General features: G+C 44.1%; 18 protein-coding genes. 4 read left to right on the top strand and 14 right to left on the bottom strand.

Annotated elements, in window-relative coordinates; translation table 11 throughout:
- Positions 1–19: 19 nt before the first annotated feature.
- The 4 genes from QT716_RS11365 to QT716_RS11350 all read right to left on the bottom strand — a co-directional run bounded on the left by QT716_RS11365 (position 20) and on the right by QT716_RS11350 (position 4235).
- The gene (locus tag QT716_RS11365) at positions 20–622 is read right to left on the bottom strand and encodes a hypothetical protein (protein ID WP_317936175.1); all 603 of its coding nucleotides are present in this window, start codon (positions 620–622) and stop codon (positions 20–22) included.
- A 90-nt stretch (positions 623–712) separates the two neighbouring features.
- Positions 713–2620: a DEAD/DEAH box helicase family protein gene (locus QT716_RS11360; protein WP_317936174.1), complete on the bottom strand. Its 1908-nt coding sequence runs from the start codon at positions 2618–2620 to the stop codon at positions 713–715.
- Between the two features lie 137 nt (positions 2621–2757).
- Positions 2758–3666 (bottom strand): acetamidase/formamidase family protein, encoded by a 909-nt coding sequence (locus QT716_RS11355; protein WP_317936173.1) that lies wholly within the window; start codon positions 3664–3666, stop codon positions 2758–2760.
- 116 nt (positions 3667–3782) lie between these two features.
- Positions 3783–4235, bottom strand: coding sequence for an OsmC family protein (locus tag QT716_RS11350; protein ID WP_317936172.1), 453 nt, complete (start codon positions 4233–4235; stop codon positions 3783–3785).
- Positions 4236–4376: 141 nt separating this feature from the next.
- On the opposite strand from QT716_RS11350, the gene QT716_RS11345 reads away from it, so the two are divergent.
- Both QT716_RS11345 and QT716_RS11340 read left to right on the top strand, forming a co-directional pair.
- Positions 4377–6002 (top strand): ABC1 kinase family protein, encoded by a 1626-nt coding sequence (locus QT716_RS11345; RefSeq protein WP_317936171.1) that lies wholly within the window; start codon positions 4377–4379, stop codon positions 6000–6002.
- Between the two features lie 285 nt (positions 6003–6287).
- Positions 6288–6491, top strand: coding sequence for a hypothetical protein (locus QT716_RS11340; RefSeq protein WP_317936170.1), 204 nt, complete (start codon positions 6288–6290; stop codon positions 6489–6491).
- Here QT716_RS11340 and QT716_RS11335 read toward each other — a convergent pair.
- The 3 genes from QT716_RS11335 to QT716_RS11325 form a co-directional block, all read right to left on the bottom strand.
- Positions 6454–7041 carry a histidine phosphatase family protein gene (locus tag QT716_RS11335; protein ID WP_317936169.1) on the bottom strand — a complete coding sequence of 196 codons (588 nt, stop codon included), beginning with the start codon at positions 7039–7041 and terminating at the stop codon, positions 6454–6456. The genes QT716_RS11340 and QT716_RS11335 overlap by 38 nt on opposite strands.
- 89 nt (positions 7042–7130) lie before the next feature.
- The gene (locus QT716_RS11330; protein ID WP_317936168.1) at positions 7131–8375 is read right to left on the bottom strand and encodes an amidohydrolase family protein; all 1245 of its coding nucleotides are present in this window, start codon (positions 8373–8375) and stop codon (positions 7131–7133) included.
- 112 nt (positions 8376–8487) lie between these two features.
- On the bottom strand, positions 8488–9462 hold the full coding sequence (locus QT716_RS11325) for a Rieske 2Fe-2S domain-containing protein (protein WP_398293302.1): 975 nt from the start codon (positions 9460–9462) through the stop codon (positions 8488–8490).
- Positions 9463–9645: 183 nt separating this feature from the next.
- On the opposite strand from QT716_RS11325, the gene QT716_RS11320 reads away from it, so the two are divergent.
- Together QT716_RS11320 and QT716_RS11315 are read left to right on the top strand one after the other, a co-directional pair.
- On the top strand, positions 9646–10995 hold the full coding sequence (locus QT716_RS11320) for a uracil-xanthine permease family protein (RefSeq protein WP_398293263.1): 1350 nt from the start codon (positions 9646–9648) through the stop codon (positions 10993–10995).
- 304 nt (positions 10996–11299) lie between these two features.
- On the top strand, positions 11300–11548 hold the full coding sequence (locus QT716_RS11315) for a hypothetical protein (protein WP_317936165.1): 249 nt from the start codon (positions 11300–11302) through the stop codon (positions 11546–11548).
- A 166-nt stretch (positions 11549–11714) separates the two neighbouring features.
- Here QT716_RS11315 and QT716_RS11310 read toward each other — a convergent pair whose 3' ends face one another.
- From QT716_RS11310 to mhqE, 7 genes are all read right to left on the bottom strand, one after another.
- The gene (locus QT716_RS11310; RefSeq protein WP_317936224.1) at positions 11715–12509 is read right to left on the bottom strand and encodes a polysaccharide deacetylase family protein; all 795 of its coding nucleotides are present in this window, start codon (positions 12507–12509) and stop codon (positions 11715–11717) included.
- Between the two features lie 280 nt (positions 12510–12789).
- Positions 12790–13662, bottom strand: coding sequence for an RsiV family protein (locus QT716_RS11305; protein ID WP_317936164.1), 873 nt, complete (start codon positions 13660–13662; stop codon positions 12790–12792).
- Position 13663: 1 nt separating this feature from the next.
- A complete protein-coding gene (locus QT716_RS11300) occupies positions 13664–14155 on the bottom strand; it encodes a sigma-70 family RNA polymerase sigma factor (RefSeq protein WP_317936163.1) in 492 nt (163 codons plus the stop codon).
- A gap of 345 nt (positions 14156–14500) precedes the next feature.
- On the bottom strand, positions 14501–15112 hold the full coding sequence (gene wrbA, locus QT716_RS11295; protein WP_317936162.1) for an NAD(P)H:quinone oxidoreductase: 612 nt from the start codon (positions 15110–15112) through the stop codon (positions 14501–14503).
- Positions 15113–15230: 118 nt separating this feature from the next.
- On the bottom strand, positions 15231–15827 hold the full coding sequence (locus QT716_RS11290; RefSeq protein ID WP_317936161.1) for an alpha/beta hydrolase: 597 nt from the start codon (positions 15825–15827) through the stop codon (positions 15231–15233).
- A gap of 116 nt (positions 15828–15943) precedes the next feature.
- The gene (locus QT716_RS11285; RefSeq protein WP_317936160.1) at positions 15944–16837 is read right to left on the bottom strand and encodes a VOC family protein; all 894 of its coding nucleotides are present in this window, start codon (positions 16835–16837) and stop codon (positions 15944–15946) included.
- Between the two features lie 17 nt (positions 16838–16854).
- Positions 16855–17811: a ring-cleaving dioxygenase MhqE gene (gene mhqE, locus QT716_RS11280; protein WP_317936159.1), complete on the bottom strand. Its 957-nt coding sequence runs from the start codon at positions 17809–17811 to the stop codon at positions 16855–16857.
- Between the last annotated feature and the right edge of the window lie 44 nt (positions 17812–17855).

Here is a 17855-nt window from a genome sequence, read left to right as displayed (position 1 = left end):
CTAGTAATCTTCTTCTCGTCTATCTCCAAACGCTTAACCGCTCTGACTTCTCCTGAAAAATCGCTGACATGGCAGCAAGTCTAGCGACAAGCAGCTCTTTCCTGCCTTCAGGCGTCCGCGTATAAGTCAAATCAGCATGATCCACATGATGATTCCATTGTTTCAAAAAAACCTCTGCCACCTCTTTTTTTCGTCCGATTTCTTCAGGAACCGAATGAAAATCCCACCGTTTCATGAAAAGAAGCTTTGACCTGCGCACTAACAAATATCTTGGATTCTCGATTGGGTCGAGCAGTTCTTGCATCGCCTTCAGGAACACGGTTTGTTCGTGAATCGACCCCTTTTCTAAACTGCACGAGACAGATTCTCCTCCCTCTGTAAGAATACGATTTTCAGACAAAGGTATCGACAGCAAACCTGCATGGAAAAGAGTTTCATAGACCGCCGTCGCAGCTTGAATCATACTTTGTTCCAGTGAACGATGCCGAATCATCGCTTTTCCTGACTTCCACAAATACGGTGAAGCCAATACAATTCCAACTAGAAACGCAATCAGTAACCGCTCTTTTGATATATTGAAAGGGAATGGCCCCATTATCTCGCGGACAGTTTCAAAAAACACGGCCGCACCGACAATAACTAATGACTTAACTGTCGCTGCATAGACGAACGGTTTCGGGATTCTTTTCCGTTCCGCAACCAGTTCTTCTTTTCATTCCCCCCGTTCAGCAATTCCTACCGCATACTGCCATCTTTCCTGTAGCGATGCACGGTTCGCGGCGCGCTGCAGTGTCTTTTCATTTTGTCCTTCTATCGTTTTACCCGAATCCGGATTTCCCGCCAGGTGCAATCTCTCAATGCCTGATGAAATCCGAGGAAGTTCAGCATCCAAACCGATTAAGGATTGAAACCTTCGCTCAAGAGCTGCCTGATCAGGTCCTCCGCCGTCCATCACTGGCTGAATACAAACTAAATGCCAAATGGCCGCAGTTTTCCCGGGATTCCCTGCTTGCGTCCGGATAGCCCTCCCCCTCATCTGATTGCTTAACATATAACTGCCAACTGTAGATGCGATGATGAGTGAGTTGATAGCTGGAGCATCCCACCCTTCCCCAAGTAACGCCGCCGTCCCCACGAGCACTTGAATTTCACCTAAAGTGAACACTTCTGTTAAGAGTGCAGTAACTTTCTGGCGGTCCGCTCCAACCTCTATTCGGAGATATCGTTCATCATGCGGAAGAGGGACCGCAGAAAGTTCAATTCCACTTCGTAAAGCGAGTTCAGAAAGTGTTCGCCAAGCTGTGGCCGGAATTACAATGAGTGATCCAGTCAAGATACCAAGACGGCATTCTGCACCTGACATTTTGCGTAGTTTCTCAAAGATGGGTACGACACCTAAACGAACGAGCGGTCGTTCATCGTCTACCGCAGTCGGCAGATCCTCTTTGTGGATGAAATCCGTCAAAATCACTTGCCGCAGCGCGGAACCTAACTGATCCGCTTCGAATGATACAATTTTTTCGATGCTGTTCAGTTTGGTCACACTTTTTACGAGCGTCTGCTGAATCGCATGACTCGATCGCAGCGATATAGTCCTTCGTTCTATCGCTCCAATTCTGGATAGCTCCAATCGGACGGCTTTCAGAATCAGATGGTCTTCAGTGTAAAACGGGTCTTTATATAAAAGCCCATTCAATAATTCTTCGAGCCACTCCAGTGAAAACTCAGGAATATCCTTTTCATCGCCGCCAATAATTTCGATTCCGCGCTTCCAGCTCTCACTGCCGGCATTTCTTAAATACAACAGCATACTTGAGTAATATTCGGGACTGCCCAGCAGCTCATCCAACTGGTCTTCTGGAGTTCGAATCCATGGGTGCTGTTCTATTAAATCCAGAAATTCGTGATTGGACAAAAGCCGATCCACAAACGCATCTACCGATCGATGGAACTGTGCAATCATGCCGGCTTCTTCGGGTGTTGGTACGGATGCATAGACGTAGTCCTGGTGCGGACATAGATCACCCTCCCGAATCAGTTCCGGCACATAGATTTCTTCATCAATGGGACCGCAAAGTTGTATGTAATGATTCCATTCACGTTGACCTGCGTCATACGGCGGTGTCGCTGTCAGTGCGACAATGTTCGGTTCGCTTAACCGGTCTCTGAACGTAATCGCACTTTGCCACCAAGATGTGCGTAAATGATGGGCTTCATCCAAAATTATCGTTTTGAAATTTACCGCGTCAAAGACAGTAAAGAACTTTTCAAGGTCTTCCCCTTTAAGTACGCTATGTAAAGTTTGGTAAGTGGTCACCGTTACCAGGCCTGGTTTTCGTATATCCGTCGAAATCCAGTCAGGCGTTTGAGATACTTGAAGGAACGACCCCACAAATCGTTCAATCCACTGATTCCGGATTGCAAGCGTCGGGGCGACAATTAGCGTCGGCTCATTTAACTGAAGCATGACTTCAAGGCCCAGCACGGTTTTTCCTGACCCTGGAGGCGCAACTAAGTGGAGGTGCTTATTTTTCAAATGGTATTCTAAATCACTTAGAATTCGTGCTTGATACGATCGCCACGGATGGCAAAAAGCTATGTTTTTGTCAAATACACTCATGGCTGTCCCTCCCTGCTTGATCCCGCTTTCTTTTAGTTTCTATACGAAGTCTTTTTGCGGAAGGTTTCATTTTAAAAACGTCTGTCCCATGAAGAAAACCAGCTTCTTCGAACAAAGAAGCTGGCTTCATCACCTACTTATCCATTTAACAGTGTTGCCCCATACGTTTCCAATACATAACGCGGAACAAAGAAACGGACTGTCACAAGCGGATCCACGACTTGACTCACTTGCACTTGACCAACTGCACTTAACAACATCGTCACTTCGGCCAAACTAAGACCTGTACGCTCTGCTAACAAGTCTGCCGTTTCTTCAACAGCCATTTTCACTGCTTCATCCAGCGTCTTTGCAGAAACAAGGAATGTGAATCCTTCTTCATTTTCAAGTAAAGGATGGTTCAGCGGTGTTTTTTGAATGACATCCAATGTCACAACAGCACTTCCCGGCACTTCTATTCCTGAAACGCCCACTTCGCCATCTCCCATGGCAGCATGGAAATCACCAAGAGCGAATAATGCACCTTCAGCAAAAACAGGGAAATACAGTACTGCGCCTTCTTGAATCAGTTTCGTGTCCATGTTGCCCCCGTGTGTTCCTGGAGTTCCGCAAGAAATGGGCTCCCCTTCGGGCGCAACACCGATCACTCCAATCATCGGATTCAATGGTATGGAAAGTTTATCATTGAATTTTGCTGCACCGTTTTCAATCGGAATGATTTTTGATTCAAGTTCGCTTAAGCGATGCCCCATGACGCCAAGATTGGGTCCGGTTGCCATGACTCCTTGGTTTCCAATCGTCAACTTCCGAATCGTCACGCGAAGGACGTCTCCCGGCGCGGCCCCATTGACATAAATAGGGCCGGTTGCCGGATTCACCGCGTCCCAGTCAATCCCGCTAATCTTCGTTTCTTCTGATTGCACTTGGTTCTTAAAACAATCATACGTCTCAATCTCAATCGTCGTTCCAGCATCTACTCGTTTTATAGGGGGATGTGTTTTACTGAATGCATAGATCACATCCTGGTGCGACAACGTTTCGGTCACTGTGCATCATCCTTCCATTTGGTTTCATCTATTCTAGCAAGACTATTCAAAGATTGCGAATGTTACAGGACATACTCAAAATAAAAACAAGATAGGAAAAACTCCTATCTTGCCAGTCATACTTGCGACTTCGACACACTCGGTTCAACTTCCACATCTACATTTCCTTTAATTGCTTTGGAAATCATGCAATTCTTTTCCGCTTCGACTATAAGAACATTCAGCTTTTCAAAATCAGAAGGACTCGCTTCAGATTTCAATGAAACTGTCGGCTTATGGATAATCTTTTTATATGTGAAAATTCCCATCGTCACATCAACAAATCCGATAGATTCAAGCGACATCGTGTCGAGCGGTAAATGTGTCCGTTCAATCATCGCTGCTAATGTAATGATATAACACGTCGCTGCTGCTCCTAACAGCATCTCGTCCGGATTTGTGCCAACATTCGGTCCTTCCATTGCGGAAGGGATTGAAATCTTGGTTTGCAAATTCCCCGCTTCTATATATCCAGCACTGTTGCGCCCGCCCGGCCAAAAGGCTTTTAAGTGAAATTCATGTTCTGCCATCTTTACCACCTCTTCTTCTGCAATTCTACGTTGTTATTTACCCTGTTGAAACCTATGTTAATCCATTTCAACTGTGTAATACACTATTCTCTGCTTTCTGGCACTTTATCAGTATACTATTTAAAAGAGGAGGCGTTCGAATTGAAGCAACTTGCCTTATATCGGATTGTCAAAATCGTGTGGATGTCCATTGTGTTTTTCATTCAAGTCACTTCGTTCCAGCGCCGCCATCGTGGTCAGTTCACTCCAACTGTGAATGCAAAATGGGAAGCACTGGTAACTCGGCAAGCCCGAACTTATAAAAAAACAGCATTGGAGCTAGGCGGTCTGATGATCAAGCTCGGCCAATTTTTATCTGCCCGGGCAGATATCATGCCTCCTTCGTTCTTAGAAGAATTAGAAGGACTGACAGACCAAGTGACGCCCGTGCCGACCAAAGAGGCCTTAGCCCTTCTTGATGATGAATGGGGCATCCCGCACATGGAACGGCTTTCAGAGATTAGCGAGGTACCTATAGCATCTGCGTCGATAGGTGAAGTCTATAAAGGCCGGTTAAAAGACGGAACCAAAGTGGCAATTAAAATTCAACGGCCAAATATTGAACGGATTTTACGTGCAGACTTTAAAGCGATAAAAATAGTCATTTGGCTGGCAAAACGGTTTACCAGCTTCAACAAGCAAGTGGACTTTGATTTATTATACGTCGAGATGACAGATGTCATCGGAGCAGAGCTTAACTTCATCCAAGAGATGAAAAATGGTCGAAGTTTTTCAGAACGGTTTCCTCATATGGAAGGGGTACGTTTTCCCGTCTATTTCGCTAACTATACAACGCGTCGCGTGCTTGTGATGGAATGGATTGAAGGGGTGCGCATTACCAATACTGAGTTTTTGGACGAACATAGGATTGACCGAAAAGAGCTGTCAGTCAAATTATTTTTATTATTCTTAGAACAAATTTTGGAAGGCGGTCAGTTCCACGCAGACCCTCATAGTGGGAATTTAATGGTTCAAGAAGACGGGACACTTGTACTGATCGATTTCGGGATGGTCGTGACGATCAGTCCAGCTGAAGCCGATTCAATGTTTTTAATTGTCGAAGGTGTGATTTTCAAAAATTATGAGCGCGTGCTGGATGGATTGGAACAATTGAAGTTTCTATTGCCCGATGCCGATCGTGCGCTTCTTACAAGCGCCATTGAACGTGTCGTCAAAGCGTATGAATCTGATGATTTAAATGATATGAATGGATTTGTCGTGGAGAGATTGCTGGAAGACTTGATGCAGATTGTCCGCACACAGCCTGTACAGATGCCGGCCCAATTTGCTTTTTTAGGTCGAGCTGTTTCAGTGTTTGTAGGTGTTTTGCATATACTCGATCCAGATGTGGACCTATTAGGTCTAGGAAAAGAACGCGTAGTCGAATGGGCGAAACACAAGACAGGAATTGGCGGCGGCAAACGCATTTCAGGTAAAGACCTATCAAAGGCAGCACTCAATGCCATTGGCCAGCTGCGCACAATTCCGCCACGCCTCTATTCCTACTTGGAAGAACCGAAACGTATGCGGGAGTACACGGAGAAGCATGACAGAGAAAAAGACCGCCAGCGCGTTCGCCTTCACTCGCGAAGTTTCGCAGGCGTATTTGGAAGTATCTCTTTAGCAGCATGTTTTTACGGGATTTGGGATGAGCATATTCCATTGCTCATCACCTCAGGTTCAGTCCTGCTTTTAAGTTTACTAGTGTTTTGGCGTAAAGGTAAATAAGTCTTGACCAAGACCTCACTTAGGTGGGGTCTTTTTTTGGAGTACTCTTCCCTTCTTCGCAATTGAATTGGATACCGTTATCGGGAAAGTTCGCGATCGGGCGAAGAAACCACGCGTAGTGTCGGACATTCTGTTCGAAGTGATAAAGAAGATGTCTCATCTGATGAAGAATCACTTTCCAATGGCGGAGACAATTTTTGGTAGCATACATCACTAAAGGCTCTCAGCAACACTAAAAAAATCAAGCGAAGCGCTACCAATTAATCCCTTAAACCAGGTTGAATTGTGTCTCGTTATCGAGAAACTTCGCGATGTGTCGGAGAAATCATGCGTAGTGTCGGACATTCTCTCTGGAGTGATGAAGAAGATACCTCATTTGATGAAGAAGTACCTGCCGATGATGGAGAACCGTTCGACTACCAAAAAACCGGCTGCCTAGGGGCAGACCGGTTCATAATTTCATCTCATGCAAATGCTCCGTGCAATTAAACAACTCGCAGACATTTTGTTCAGCATCGAGCTTCACAATCGTCAGCGACGTATTTCCAAGCGGCTCTTCATACGTCGTGCCGGGCAATAACTCCGACAATAAGCGTTTTATGAAGCCGCCGTGACTCACCGCAAGCACACGTCCCTCTGGATAGCGCTGCTGCATCTCTTCAATGAACGACATACCGCGCGTTATGACACTATCATGTGTCTCCCCTTGCAAGTCCAGTTGTTTCCACTCGGGTCCCCACTTTGCACGGCGATCCGCTTCGGTTGTTCCTTCAATTAACCCCCCGGCTCGCTCGCGAATCCGGGTATCCTCCATAACGTCTGCATTGGATATTTTCTCGCCAATCAGTTCTGCAGTTCGTTTTGCACGCTTCCAAGGGCTTGTATAGATGGCATCCCAGCCATCCGCCGCTAACCGATCCGCCACACGTACCGCCATCCGGATTCCTTCTTCATCCAATGGTATATCCGTGGATCCTTGCGCTCGTCCTTGTTTGTTCCAGGCAGTCACCCCATGGCGTACAAATCCAACTGTGGTCATTCAAATTGCCTCCTTCTTAAACTTTATAATGTGTATTACTCTACCACATTCCTGATAGTTTTCAAAATAATCTAACAATATTTTCGCATTTATTCGACAATTTTCGTAATGGACTGTTCCACAATAACGATTCCTGCTTTAATAACAAAGTTAGCGATGGGCTGGTCTTGGATGACATCGCTCAACTTTTTCGTATCAAACACCACCAGGTCTGCCTTTTTCCCTTCAGCAATTCCGTATGTCTCCTCAATTCCGAGACACTTTGCTGCATTGTACGTAATCATATCGAGTACAGACCGCTGCTGATCCGCCGAACCCATAAACTGCGTCTCCGCCAGTAAATAGCCGATCAATAACAAATTTGCGTTTCCGAACGGCGTAAACGCATTCCGAATATTATTTGAAGCGAAAGCAACATTTACTCCGTGCTCAAGCATATGCAGTACTGGAGCCATGCCTCTTCTCACATTTTTTTCATCATTTCTGCCGTTTAAATATACATCGGTTGCAGGCAAAGGCATAATTGTAATTCCTGCTTCGGCAATTTTAGTGAACAATGCGGAAGCTTCTTCTGGATGGATCGACCCTAACGTCGTGACATGCCCGAGTGTTACACGTCCTTGCATGCTTCGCTCAATTGTCATATCACAAATCCGCTCCGTCAGCATATACCGCGGATCCTCGGTATGATCAGCGAAATCGACATGCAGATCTAGTGGCAACCCGTGCTTCTCCGCTAAGTCAAAAACGATCTCCAAATGAGCATGTGAATCAGCAAGCGTTTTTTCATTGTAGGGACAGCCGCCAACGACATCTGCCCCCATCTGGATTCCTTCTTCCATCCGCTCCAAGGTTCCGTCGGATTTCAAAATTCCTTCTTGAGGAAATACAACAATTTGCAAGTCGATTTTGTCCTTATACTTCTTTTTCAAATCGAGCAGCACTTCCACGCCAAGCAGTTTTTCGATATGATCCACATCGGGATGAGCGCGCATCACTGTCGTCCCTTTAGAAATCGCCCAATTCAATACCTTTTCCGCGCGTTCATAGACGTCCTCATACGTATACTCCCTTTTCAGCTCACCCGTGTTTTTGATCGCTTCTTCCAGCGTTCCGGAAACATTCGGTTTTCGCTCTTCCAAAAAGGCTTTGTCTGGATGAATATGCCCTTCTATTAACCCCGGCAATACGACACGCCCCTCACATTCGATGACGCGTTCACCCGGTTCTTTCAACTCCTTACCAATCTTCCGGATCCATCCATCTTCAACCCAAATATCCTGCAGCTCCTGATCATCTTTCAACCGCGCATTTTTCAATAATAATGTGGTCATTAGAACCCCTCCAATATGTGCATGAAATTCGGTTTTACAAGTCATCTATGATTCCTATAAGTTTATCACACAACGAAAAAAGCCACCCCAATGGGCAGCCCTTTCCATACAATTATGCAGTTCCTAATACGACACCGCACTTCTTCAAATATTGGCGATAGGCGATACTCACACGATCTGACACAAGCGATAATTCCACTTGCAAATCGAGTGGCAGTTCTTCAGGTTTTTGGTTTTGGACAATCGGCTTATCTTGAGCGAATATCATATCTTGGAACTCTACAATTTCTTCATCAGTTTGTCCTGTATCGTAGTTGAATGACAAAATTCCATACGCGACAGAATGTGTTTCAGACATCGGACGAACCGTCAGCAGAATCGTCATCAATGTATCATTTTCAGCATCACGTTTTGTAAATCGAACCGTGAGCGGCCGGACAATTTCATACGTGTAATACACGTATTTTGCAACGCCCGTTCCATCGGCATCCGGCTGGAAAATACGGATTTCATCGGAATACATTCTTCCTTCTTCTTCGTGCATCTTATAGGGCTCGATTTCACGATGTGATTCCTGTCCGAGAAACCCTTGATGAACGACCGCTAAATGGCCGACGTCCAGGAAGTTTTCAACAATTCTCGGCGGGAGCGCTTCGGCTTCTTGTGGACCCCAGATGACGTTTCTCCACTCATCTGATTCCATCTCTGGATAGTTGAAGAACTCCGGCTCATTCCCAGCGAGGTTCACCCAGATGAAGCCATATTTCTCGACACATGAATATGTGGTAGCCTTGGCTTTTTTAGGAATAGATTTGCCTTCAGGAAGCTGTGGGATTTTTACACAATCCCCTTTGTCTTCGTATTCCCATCCATGATAAGGGCAGACGAGACAATCGTTTTTCACTTCCCCAAGGGATAATGCAGCGCCTCTATGTATACACAAATCTTTAAATGCATGAACCCCTTTACTGTTGCGGAAAACTGCCAGACGTTCTCCCATTAGAACAACTTGAATTGGTGATTCTTGAACGTCTTCTGAACGGCAGGCAACGAGCCACTCTTCTTGTAACGCACGATCATTCAACATGGATAGATCCCCTTCCACTTGTTTAGTTACCCCAAGTGTACGGAATGAATTCATTGAGGTCAACCCCAAACACGAACTAATTCAAATAAAGTTTTTAAAACGTTCGTATTTATACTGTACAAACGAAAACTTATTCTTTATACTCCAATCTATACCGTAACAAAAACGAACTAGGGAGTGTTCATGTTGTCCAAGAAACGTCCAGATGGTCTGCTCATCGGTGTTGATGAGAAAGTAAGCTATCCGAAAGCAATCGCACTCGGTTTGCAGCACGTACTCGCGATGGATTTGTATATTGCGCCCATTATCGTAGCGGGCTTGTTGTCATTAAGTACAGAGAATACGTCGTTTTTCGTTCAAATGTGTTTTCTCGCAACTGGACTAGCAACGCTTATTCAAACCGGCTTCGGTTTAAAACTGCCTGTTGTTCAGGGTCCTTCTTATGTGCCAATAGGTGCAATTGCCGCAATCGGCGGGAAGCTGGGACTTGGAGCCATTGCAGGAAGTCTCATTCCCGGCGCTATCATGATTGCACTCCTTGGTTATCCCTTAAAAGTGTTTGCAAAAACTGTCCGTAAAATCGTTCCTCCTATCGTCGGCGGAACAGTTATCATTATCGTTGGTATTGCGTTAATGCCTGTTGGATTAAACAATATTTACTTTGCAGAAGGTACCATTGGTCAAAACGTAGCAATCGCTTCGATTTCAGCCGGCGTTCTTGTAACATGTATGGTTCTCGGTAAAAGACTGCCAAGATTCGGTTCGTTTTTCCGGCTGGTCTCTGTCATTCTCGCGATTGTCGCTGGATCAATCGCTGCTAGTTTCTTCTACCCAATTGACTTCACACCCGTGAAAGAAGCGGCTTGGTTCTCCCTTCCGACATTACTGCCGTTCGGAAAACCTGTATTCGATATGGGCGCAATCCTGACGATGATGCTCGTGTACTTGATCATCCTGCTTGAAACGACGGGTACATGGTTTGTTGTCTCAACCATTACAGAAGAAGAGTTGGATGAAAAACGTCTAAACCGCGCCTCTTTCGGTGAAGGGCTTGGCTGTTTCGTCGGTTCCCTATTCGGCAGCACGCCACTCACTGGCTATTCATCGAACGCTGGACTTCTAGCCATCACTGGAGTCGGAAGCCGCATGGTCATCATGGCAAGTGGGTTCATCCTAGTATTACTCGGGTTCATCCCCAAATTATCCGCAATCATTATTTGTATCCCTGAATCTGTCATCAACGGGATTTTCGGTATCGTCTGTGTGGCAATCGTCACGAACGGGATGAAAATCATTCAGCCCATCATTATCGATGACCGCAATATGATCGTGATCGGCGTTCCGATTTTACTGACAATCGCAGTCACGGTGCTTCCTAAAGAAGTGCTCGCAACGGTTCCAAACTGGGCAAATTACCTGCTCTCTTCAGGAATTTCAGTAGGTGCACTCGCGACAGTGATTCTGAACTTGATCATTCCGGTGGATAAATCCTTAGGACAACAACGAACGCAAACTGAATCACCCGAAAAATAAGGTCATCAATGAAAACACCGCTAATGAGCTCATTAGCGGTGTTTCATATACATACGCTTTCGATCCAGAGATCTGATCGTTCACTTGAAACATAGCTGACATGCGACGCTCTTCAACCCAAGACAAGTTGGTTTCAGAAGTAAATCGAATTTTCTCAGTTACCACCATCACAATTCAGTAATCGCATAATCCACTGACGAAACTATATGCCTAAGGACTTAGAACGCCAGTGCTGGTTTTCATTTTCAAAAAACAGGGTATATTAAATAATAAAATTTTTTCATATGAACAGGAGCTGATAGAATTGGGGAGTATCTCTAAAGTAATTGGAGCAGCAGGAGCTGTTGCAGGGACAGTCTATCTTTCAAAAACTGAAAATCGAAAAAAAGTAAAAGCTCAACTGAATAAAGCGGTGAAGAAATTAAATACCAGCTACGTCAAGAACCTAGGAAAGCCGTCAGATATAGATGATTCTGAAATGATCAATGAAGGTGCCATGACAAGTGTTCACTATTATAATGAGTTACAGCAAAAATCAAAAATGAACTCATAGACGTAGTTTGATGGAAACAGTACATTTCCTACTGGCGGAATCAAAAACAGCTCGTTTGGACACATCTAACTAAAGTATCCAAATGGGCTATTTTAAATTTTGATCCGCTTATTTTATTTCTATCCGTTCCATTTCATCATTAATGAGCTGGCGTTCACCGTCTTCCTTAAAGTCTTGCATCGTTCTGGAAATTGAGGGTGAAGTGATGTTCCTCCTCATAGACTGCAAATTCATACCCTTGTTCTTTGAAGAACTTAAGGATGCTGGGAAGCGCCTCCAACGTTTGCGGCTTTTCATGCATCAATACAATTTCCCGATCGGAAGTAGTCCCTTGTTTAATGTTTCTCACGATTTGGGAGGGGTTACCCGCAAGCTCCCAGTCTTGCGAATCGATGGTCCAATCCCATACTTTGATATGCGCATTAACAAGCTGAACGCGTATCTCTTCGTTTTTCAATCCTGGCGCCGATCCATAAGGGGGACGGACTAAGTGAGGGGTCGATCCTGTAATTTCATGGATTAAGTCCAGGGTTTCAATCATCTCCGGTACAAATTGCTTGTCTGTATAAAGCGTCTTGAAGTTATGGGTCATACTATGACCGCCTATGTAATGACCTTCTTGAACTGTACGTCTCACACTTTTCTGCAGGTTTTCATTCTTTAAGTTGCTCCCTTGCATGAAAAACGTCGCTTTCACTCCGTGCTCCTGCAAAACATCTAAAAATTGATCAGTCCACTTGCTTGGGCCATCGTCGAACGTTATATAGACTACTTTTTCAGGTGTTTTTTCTTCGATGACTGGGTCCGTTTTATCGGATTTCACAATAGTGGGCGCTTCCGATTGAGGTTCCGGTTCTACTGGTTTGTCGACTTCCTCCTGTACAGAGGAGGGCTTTTCGGGTTTTCCAGCCTTTTCCGGATCAATGGAAGTTTCTGCTGATTGCTCCACTTCTTCCGACATAGTGGAAGAGCCTTCTGATACGCTAAGTAGTTCACCTGCAGAATAGGATCTACCAACAAAGAAACCAATTCCGAATAGGATAAGAAGAAGGGCTATGAAATATTGTTTTTTCAACCTCCTTCTCTTCCGTGCGTTTTTTTGATGTAATGTGTTCATAGTATTCAAATCCTCCTGTCAAATTATGAATCGTTGGTTTTTTTTTCGACGGTTATGTAAAATTGGACGTTCTTTCATCAAAACGTAGAGCAGCAGATGGTTTAGTCATCTGCTGCTGAAAAACTTAACGAATATAGGCGTCCCCTACAAGGGCATCACTCAAAATATCAGAAGGAATTTCAAATGTGACCACTCCCATGTAACCAGGCGCTATTTCGTACTTATCAAAAGAAATGACAAGTTTATGATCCTCAGTAATATAGAAATTTTGGTCGGCTTGGATTGAACTGAACTCAAGGCCCTCTTCTTCTGTGGAGAAATACGCAGTGTTCCCGTCACGCGCCATTTGCCGCTCCATCTCGTCTTTAATGTAGGAATTGATAACGGCAATGTAGGATTCGTCCTTAAACAGACTCGGTAATGTAATTAAAATATTATTTTGCTTATCAATCGTATCGTATTGCATATCAGCAGAAGATGAGCCAGCTGTAGTTACTTCGTAACGGGCAATCGACAGGAGTTGGTCCGTATCGGTTTTCACTTCATATCCCGTATCGATGCCCAAGTGACCTGAACCAGCTTCCTCCATGTCACCAATGTCTTCCTTAAATTGCTTAAAGAGCTTTTCGTTCTCTTCGATATATTTACCGTTCAATGCGGATTGCAGCCCTTCGTTTTCCAAACCATCGATTGCTGGCGTTTCCAGATTGGCTTGGTACGTCTCTTCATCCAGCGTTAACGTCTGAACTGTGAATACTTCAACAATGGAACCGAGAACAGGGATGTTCACTAACGAATTTGCGAAGGCGGGGCTTGCGTTTATACTGCCAACAAACAAAGCAGCCGCAGCAGCCGAACTCAGTACATACCGCTTTACAAAAGAACGCTTCTTTTTTGTGCTTGCCGCTTTTTGGATGGATTGTCTGACCATTTCATCCAATTCAGCAGGAATGTCAATATCCTCATATTCCTTCTTTAGGTTTTTGAGCTGTTTCATCCTAAATCCCCTCTCCGATTTCAACACGTAATTTTTTTAGCGTTCGGTAAAGTTTAGTTTTGACCGTATTTACATTTTCCCCCAACACGGCCGCCACCTCATCAATCTTCAAGTCTTCAAAAAAACGTAAGATAATTAACGATTTTTCATGAGCAGTGAGCGCATCCACAGCATCACGTAAATCCATATCTGCCTGCTCGTCTTCGGTTTGTGGTAAATACCCTTCCAGGATTTCATCGTCCATCACCATCACGCGCTGGTGTTTGCGGATGAAGTCAATGGAAGTGTTCACCAATATCCGATAAAACCAAGTTTTTAAATACTTGATTTCATCTAGGCGATCAATGGATTGAAGCGCTTTGAATATCGAGTCTTGCACAATATCAAGTGCATTTTCTTTGTTTTTTACATAACTATAAGCAAGCCGATAATGGGCATTTTGGTTTTCAATTAAGAACTGCTCGACCCGTCTAAACTTTTCATTTTTTGTCATGACAAAAGATCCACCTTCTTCAGTTTTAAACATGTCGCGATCACGTCCTATTCTTTTGACGGGCAACTTCAACAAAAAGTTTTAAGTCGACAATATTTATTGGCATGTATCTGTGATAAGTTTATCAAGTCCCGATTTTCAATTATAAAAATAGCCCTCCCCTTCAAACTTCGAAGGGAAAGGGCTATTCGAATAGCGCCTATCGGGAGCGATTTTTATGACGCACTTCCTTGAATTCTCTTTACAAGTCTGCGTCTCGCTTTCTCTCTGGAAAGTAGAGCGAACAACCTATTATTCGTATTCCACTTACTCGTGTCGATCCATATCCGTCTTACTACGGAAGGATTACTGTTGTCCGTTGATTAACTGTTTGGCTATATTCACTGTACGTGTCGCCTGGTACTTTACCGAGTCCTCAACGTCTTCGATCATCTTACCATCCTGTCCGACAGTTACACTTGTCCCATAAGGGTTGCCTCCTGCGCCGAATAATACGGCATCACTATATCCTGGAGGAACAATAATAGCACCCCAGTGCATCATGGAAGTATATAGGCTTAGAATGGTCGCCTCTTGGCCTCCGTGCATATTTTGTGCACTTGAAGTTGCGCTGACTACCTTATTGACAGTCTTCCCTTGAGCCCAAATACCACCTTGCTTATCAATGAACTGTTTCATCTGAGATGGCATATTCCCAAAACGGGTTGGAACGTTGAAAATGATTGCATCTGCCCACTCGATATCTGCTGAAGTTGCAGTTGGGACATCTTTCGTTGCGTCTTCTGTCGCTTTCCATCCTTCATTTGCATCAACGACAGCTTGTGGTGCAAGCTCTTCAACTTTTAGTAATTTAACTTCGGCACCTGCTAATTCCGCAGCTTCCTTCGTCCATTTTGCCATTTGAAAGTTCGTTCCACCCATACTGTAAAAGATAACAGCTAATTTTACGTTTTTCATAAATTCATTCTCCTTTAGTGTTTTGATTTTTCCATACGGATCTATACGATTTAACCATTTGACCTCTTCTTACTGCAGATACATCAATTCTTGAATGGATTACGCAGTCTGATGCGATTTACACGTTACCCAACCATTTTTTTGCTTGCTGAGCGGCTTCTTGTGGGAGACTGTGTCCATTCACCCACACTGTTGTAAGCCCTGCACCTCTGTCTTTAAATAAATCGATGACGCGTAAGCTCTCTGATTCAGGTACAATAGGATCCCCCTTGCCGAGTGACAGAAAGACATCCACATTACTGAAATCATGTTTTTCTGATGCATCTGCCGGATACAATGGTGCGAACAAAGCCGCCTTTTTGAACGATTCGGGCTGTTGCAGCATCATTTGTATGGCAATATTGGAGCCGTTTGAGAATCCGACGAGCACGACATCTTCCATCTTGAAATTGTATTCTTTTGATTTTTCCACAATGAATTCATAAAGTTCGTTTCCGCGAAACTCAAGGTCTTCCCAGTCATACTGCCCTTCTCCATGGCGTTTGAAATATCTATTCATTCCATTTTCCTGTACATTTCCTCGGATACCCAAAATGTTATAAGCAGGATTCAGTAATTCAGCAAGAGATACCAAGTCTGTTTCCGTACCGCCTGTGCCATGAAGCAGCACAAATACCGGTGCGTCTTTTTTCTTTTCTTTGTAAATATAATTCATTTTTCTAACACGCCTTTCTTATTATTCACCCAGGCGTCCGATTTTAACCGCCTGCTGCTTCCGAAGTAATCACTACCTTCGATTCGGGGAGAAAAGATGAACAGTTTAGCCACAGACTAGATATCCAATCTTGGCAGCCGTGTTTCGTATTCATGCCTTTTATGTTCATATTGTTCAGGTAGCTGCAGCGTGGTTCCAAGTGATTCCAAGCTTTCATCTAGATCGAATCCTGGACCATCTGTTGCGAACTCGAATACAATATTTCCTTTTTCACCGGTATAGATCGAGTTGAAGTAATTTCTATCTTTAACTACAGTAACGCCGAATCCCTTGTTCTGAAGTGCGGACTGCCAGTTCTTCAACGTCTCAATATCCGGAACTGACCAGGCTATATGATGGACAGTTCCGATACCAAAACGACCAGCTGGCTGTGGTGGCATTGAAATAATCATATGATGTTTTTCTTTTCCAACCGTTTCAAAGTGATAATTCTCATCGTCACTTTCCAGTTCAGTTAAGCCCATGATACCTGTCAGTAACTCTTTCGTACCTTCTGGATTGCTGGATAATAGCACTGATCCGTGGAAACCAAGGATGTCGTGCTGATCAGAGGCTTTTTCTCCTTCAACCATTGCTAGTTCGAGTCCATGAACGTCATCGAACTCAAGGGTCTCTTTGCCAAAAAGCTGTGTACTTTCCACTTGGATATTATGGGCAGTCAAGTGTCCTATCCAATAGTCCATACTGCCTTTAGGTATTCTGAAAGCGATTCTCCCTACTTGACCGCTTCCTTTTCTTCCTTGGTTATTGTTCGTCCAAGGAAAGAAGGTAATGACTGTTCCAGGAGTTACATTATGATCTCCGAAGTATAAATGGTAAACGCCTGGGTCATCAAAATTAACGGTTTGTTTAATGAGACGGAGTCCTAATACATCTCTGTAAAACTTCAGGTTTTCATTGGGGTCCCCTACAATAGCTGAGATATGGTGGATCCTTTTAATAGCTTCCATATAAAATTCCTCCTCTATCATTTTGATCGTTTTGTATTAAATGGACGAATCTGCCCTTCAATATATTCACGTTTCGGCTCAAGGAATGGTGGAATGGACAGCTTTTCTCCTAGCGTTTCATATGGCTCATCGCCCATGAACCCTGGCCCGTCCGTTGAAAGTTCAATTAGGATATGACCAATACGTGTATAAAGTGCTTCAAAATAGAAACGATCCACAATACCAGAATGTTGAATTTCCAATTTGTTATAGTTTGCTTCCCACTTTTTAATCGCATCATGATCTTTCAGTCTGAAAGAAACATGGTGTACTTGTCCGAAGCCTTGGCGTCCTGGTGTCGTATCATCTTTTCGTAAAATGACTTGCCCACCGTTTCCGCCTTCTCCTATATCAAATAGCGTCACGTTGTCTTCTTCGATGATCGGTTTCATGCCGTAAACTTCCGAAAGCATTTTCTTGAAATCATCGAAGTAACTTACCGTTATTTCAATGGGTCCCAATCCATAGATCGCTTTATCTTCAGGAACCGGTCCATTCTTCCAAGGTGTGCCCGGAGCAACCCCTTTATTCGTTTCATCGGAAAACAATTGATATCTTTGGCCATCCGATTCTTGAAACGGCAAAACCTTTTTGCCAAACAGTTCTTGTATGCCATCGTTCTCCACACCATATTCACTGAAACGCTCTAAGTAGTACTTTAATGCAGCATCGTTAGGCACCCTGAATCCTGTTCTGGAAATCGAGTTCGTTCCCGGCGTTCCTTTCGGGTTATTCGGAAAATCAAAGAATGTCATATCCGTCCCTGGTGAACCGACATCATCAGCGAAAAATGTGTGATACGTTTGAATGTCATCTTGGTTCACCGTTTTCTTAACCAGCCTCATGCCCAGTACATCTGTGAAAAACTTATAGTTTCTCATAGCATTATCTGTCATTGCTGTTACGTGGTGAATTCCTAATAAGTTGTTTGTCATGTTAGAAAACTCCTTTTACTTTTAATTCATATAGTACGAATCCG

It is taken from the genome of Sporosarcina aquimarina, from assembly GCF_033253705.1.
Taxonomy (GTDB): Bacteria; Bacillota; Bacilli; order Bacillales_A; family Planococcaceae; genus Sporosarcina; species Sporosarcina aquimarina.
Note: the sequence above shows the minus strand (reverse complement) of the source record. Positions and strands in the feature narration are given on the sequence as shown.

Coding starts and splice junctions, on each gene's coding strand:
- QT716_RS11360 (WP_317936174.1), bottom strand. CDS start 2,620: ATGAGTGTATTTGACAAAAACATAGCTTTTTGCCATCCGTGGCGATCG.
- QT716_RS11350 (WP_317936172.1), bottom strand. CDS start 4,235: ATGGCAGAACATGAATTTCACTTAAAAGCCTTTTGGCCGGGCGGGCGC.
- QT716_RS11335 (WP_317936169.1), bottom strand. CDS start 7,041: ATGACCACAGTTGGATTTGTACGCCATGGGGTGACTGCCTGGAACAAA.
- QT716_RS11330 (WP_317936168.1), bottom strand. CDS start 8,375: ATGACCACATTATTATTGAAAAATGCGCGGTTGAAAGATGATCAGGAG.
- QT716_RS11325 (WP_398293302.1), bottom strand. CDS start 9,462: ATGTTGAATGATCGTGCGTTACAAGAAGAGTGGCTCGTTGCCTGCCGT.
- QT716_RS11320 (WP_398293263.1), top strand. CDS start 9,646: ATGTTGTCCAAGAAACGTCCAGATGGTCTGCTCATCGGTGTTGATGAG.
- QT716_RS11310 (WP_317936224.1), bottom strand. CDS start 12,509: ATGTCGGAAGAAGTGGAGCAATCAGCAGAAACTTCCATTGATCCGGAA.
- QT716_RS11305 (WP_317936164.1), bottom strand. CDS start 13,662: ATGAAACAGCTCAAAAACCTAAAGAAGGAATATGAGGATATTGACATT.
- QT716_RS11300 (WP_317936163.1), bottom strand. CDS start 14,155: ATGACAAAAAATGAAAAGTTTAGACGGGTCGAGCAGTTCTTAATTGAA.
- wrbA (WP_317936162.1), bottom strand. CDS start 15,112: ATGAAAAACGTAAAATTAGCTGTTATCTTTTACAGTATGGGTGGAACG.
- QT716_RS11290 (WP_317936161.1), bottom strand. CDS start 15,827: ATGAATTATATTTACAAAGAAAAGAAAAAAGACGCACCGGTATTTGTG.
- QT716_RS11285 (WP_317936160.1), bottom strand. CDS start 16,837: ATGGAAGCTATTAAAAGGATCCACCATATCTCAGCTATTGTAGGGGAC.
- mhqE (WP_317936159.1), bottom strand. CDS start 17,811: ATGACAAACAACTTATTAGGAATTCACCACGTAACAGCAATGACAGAT.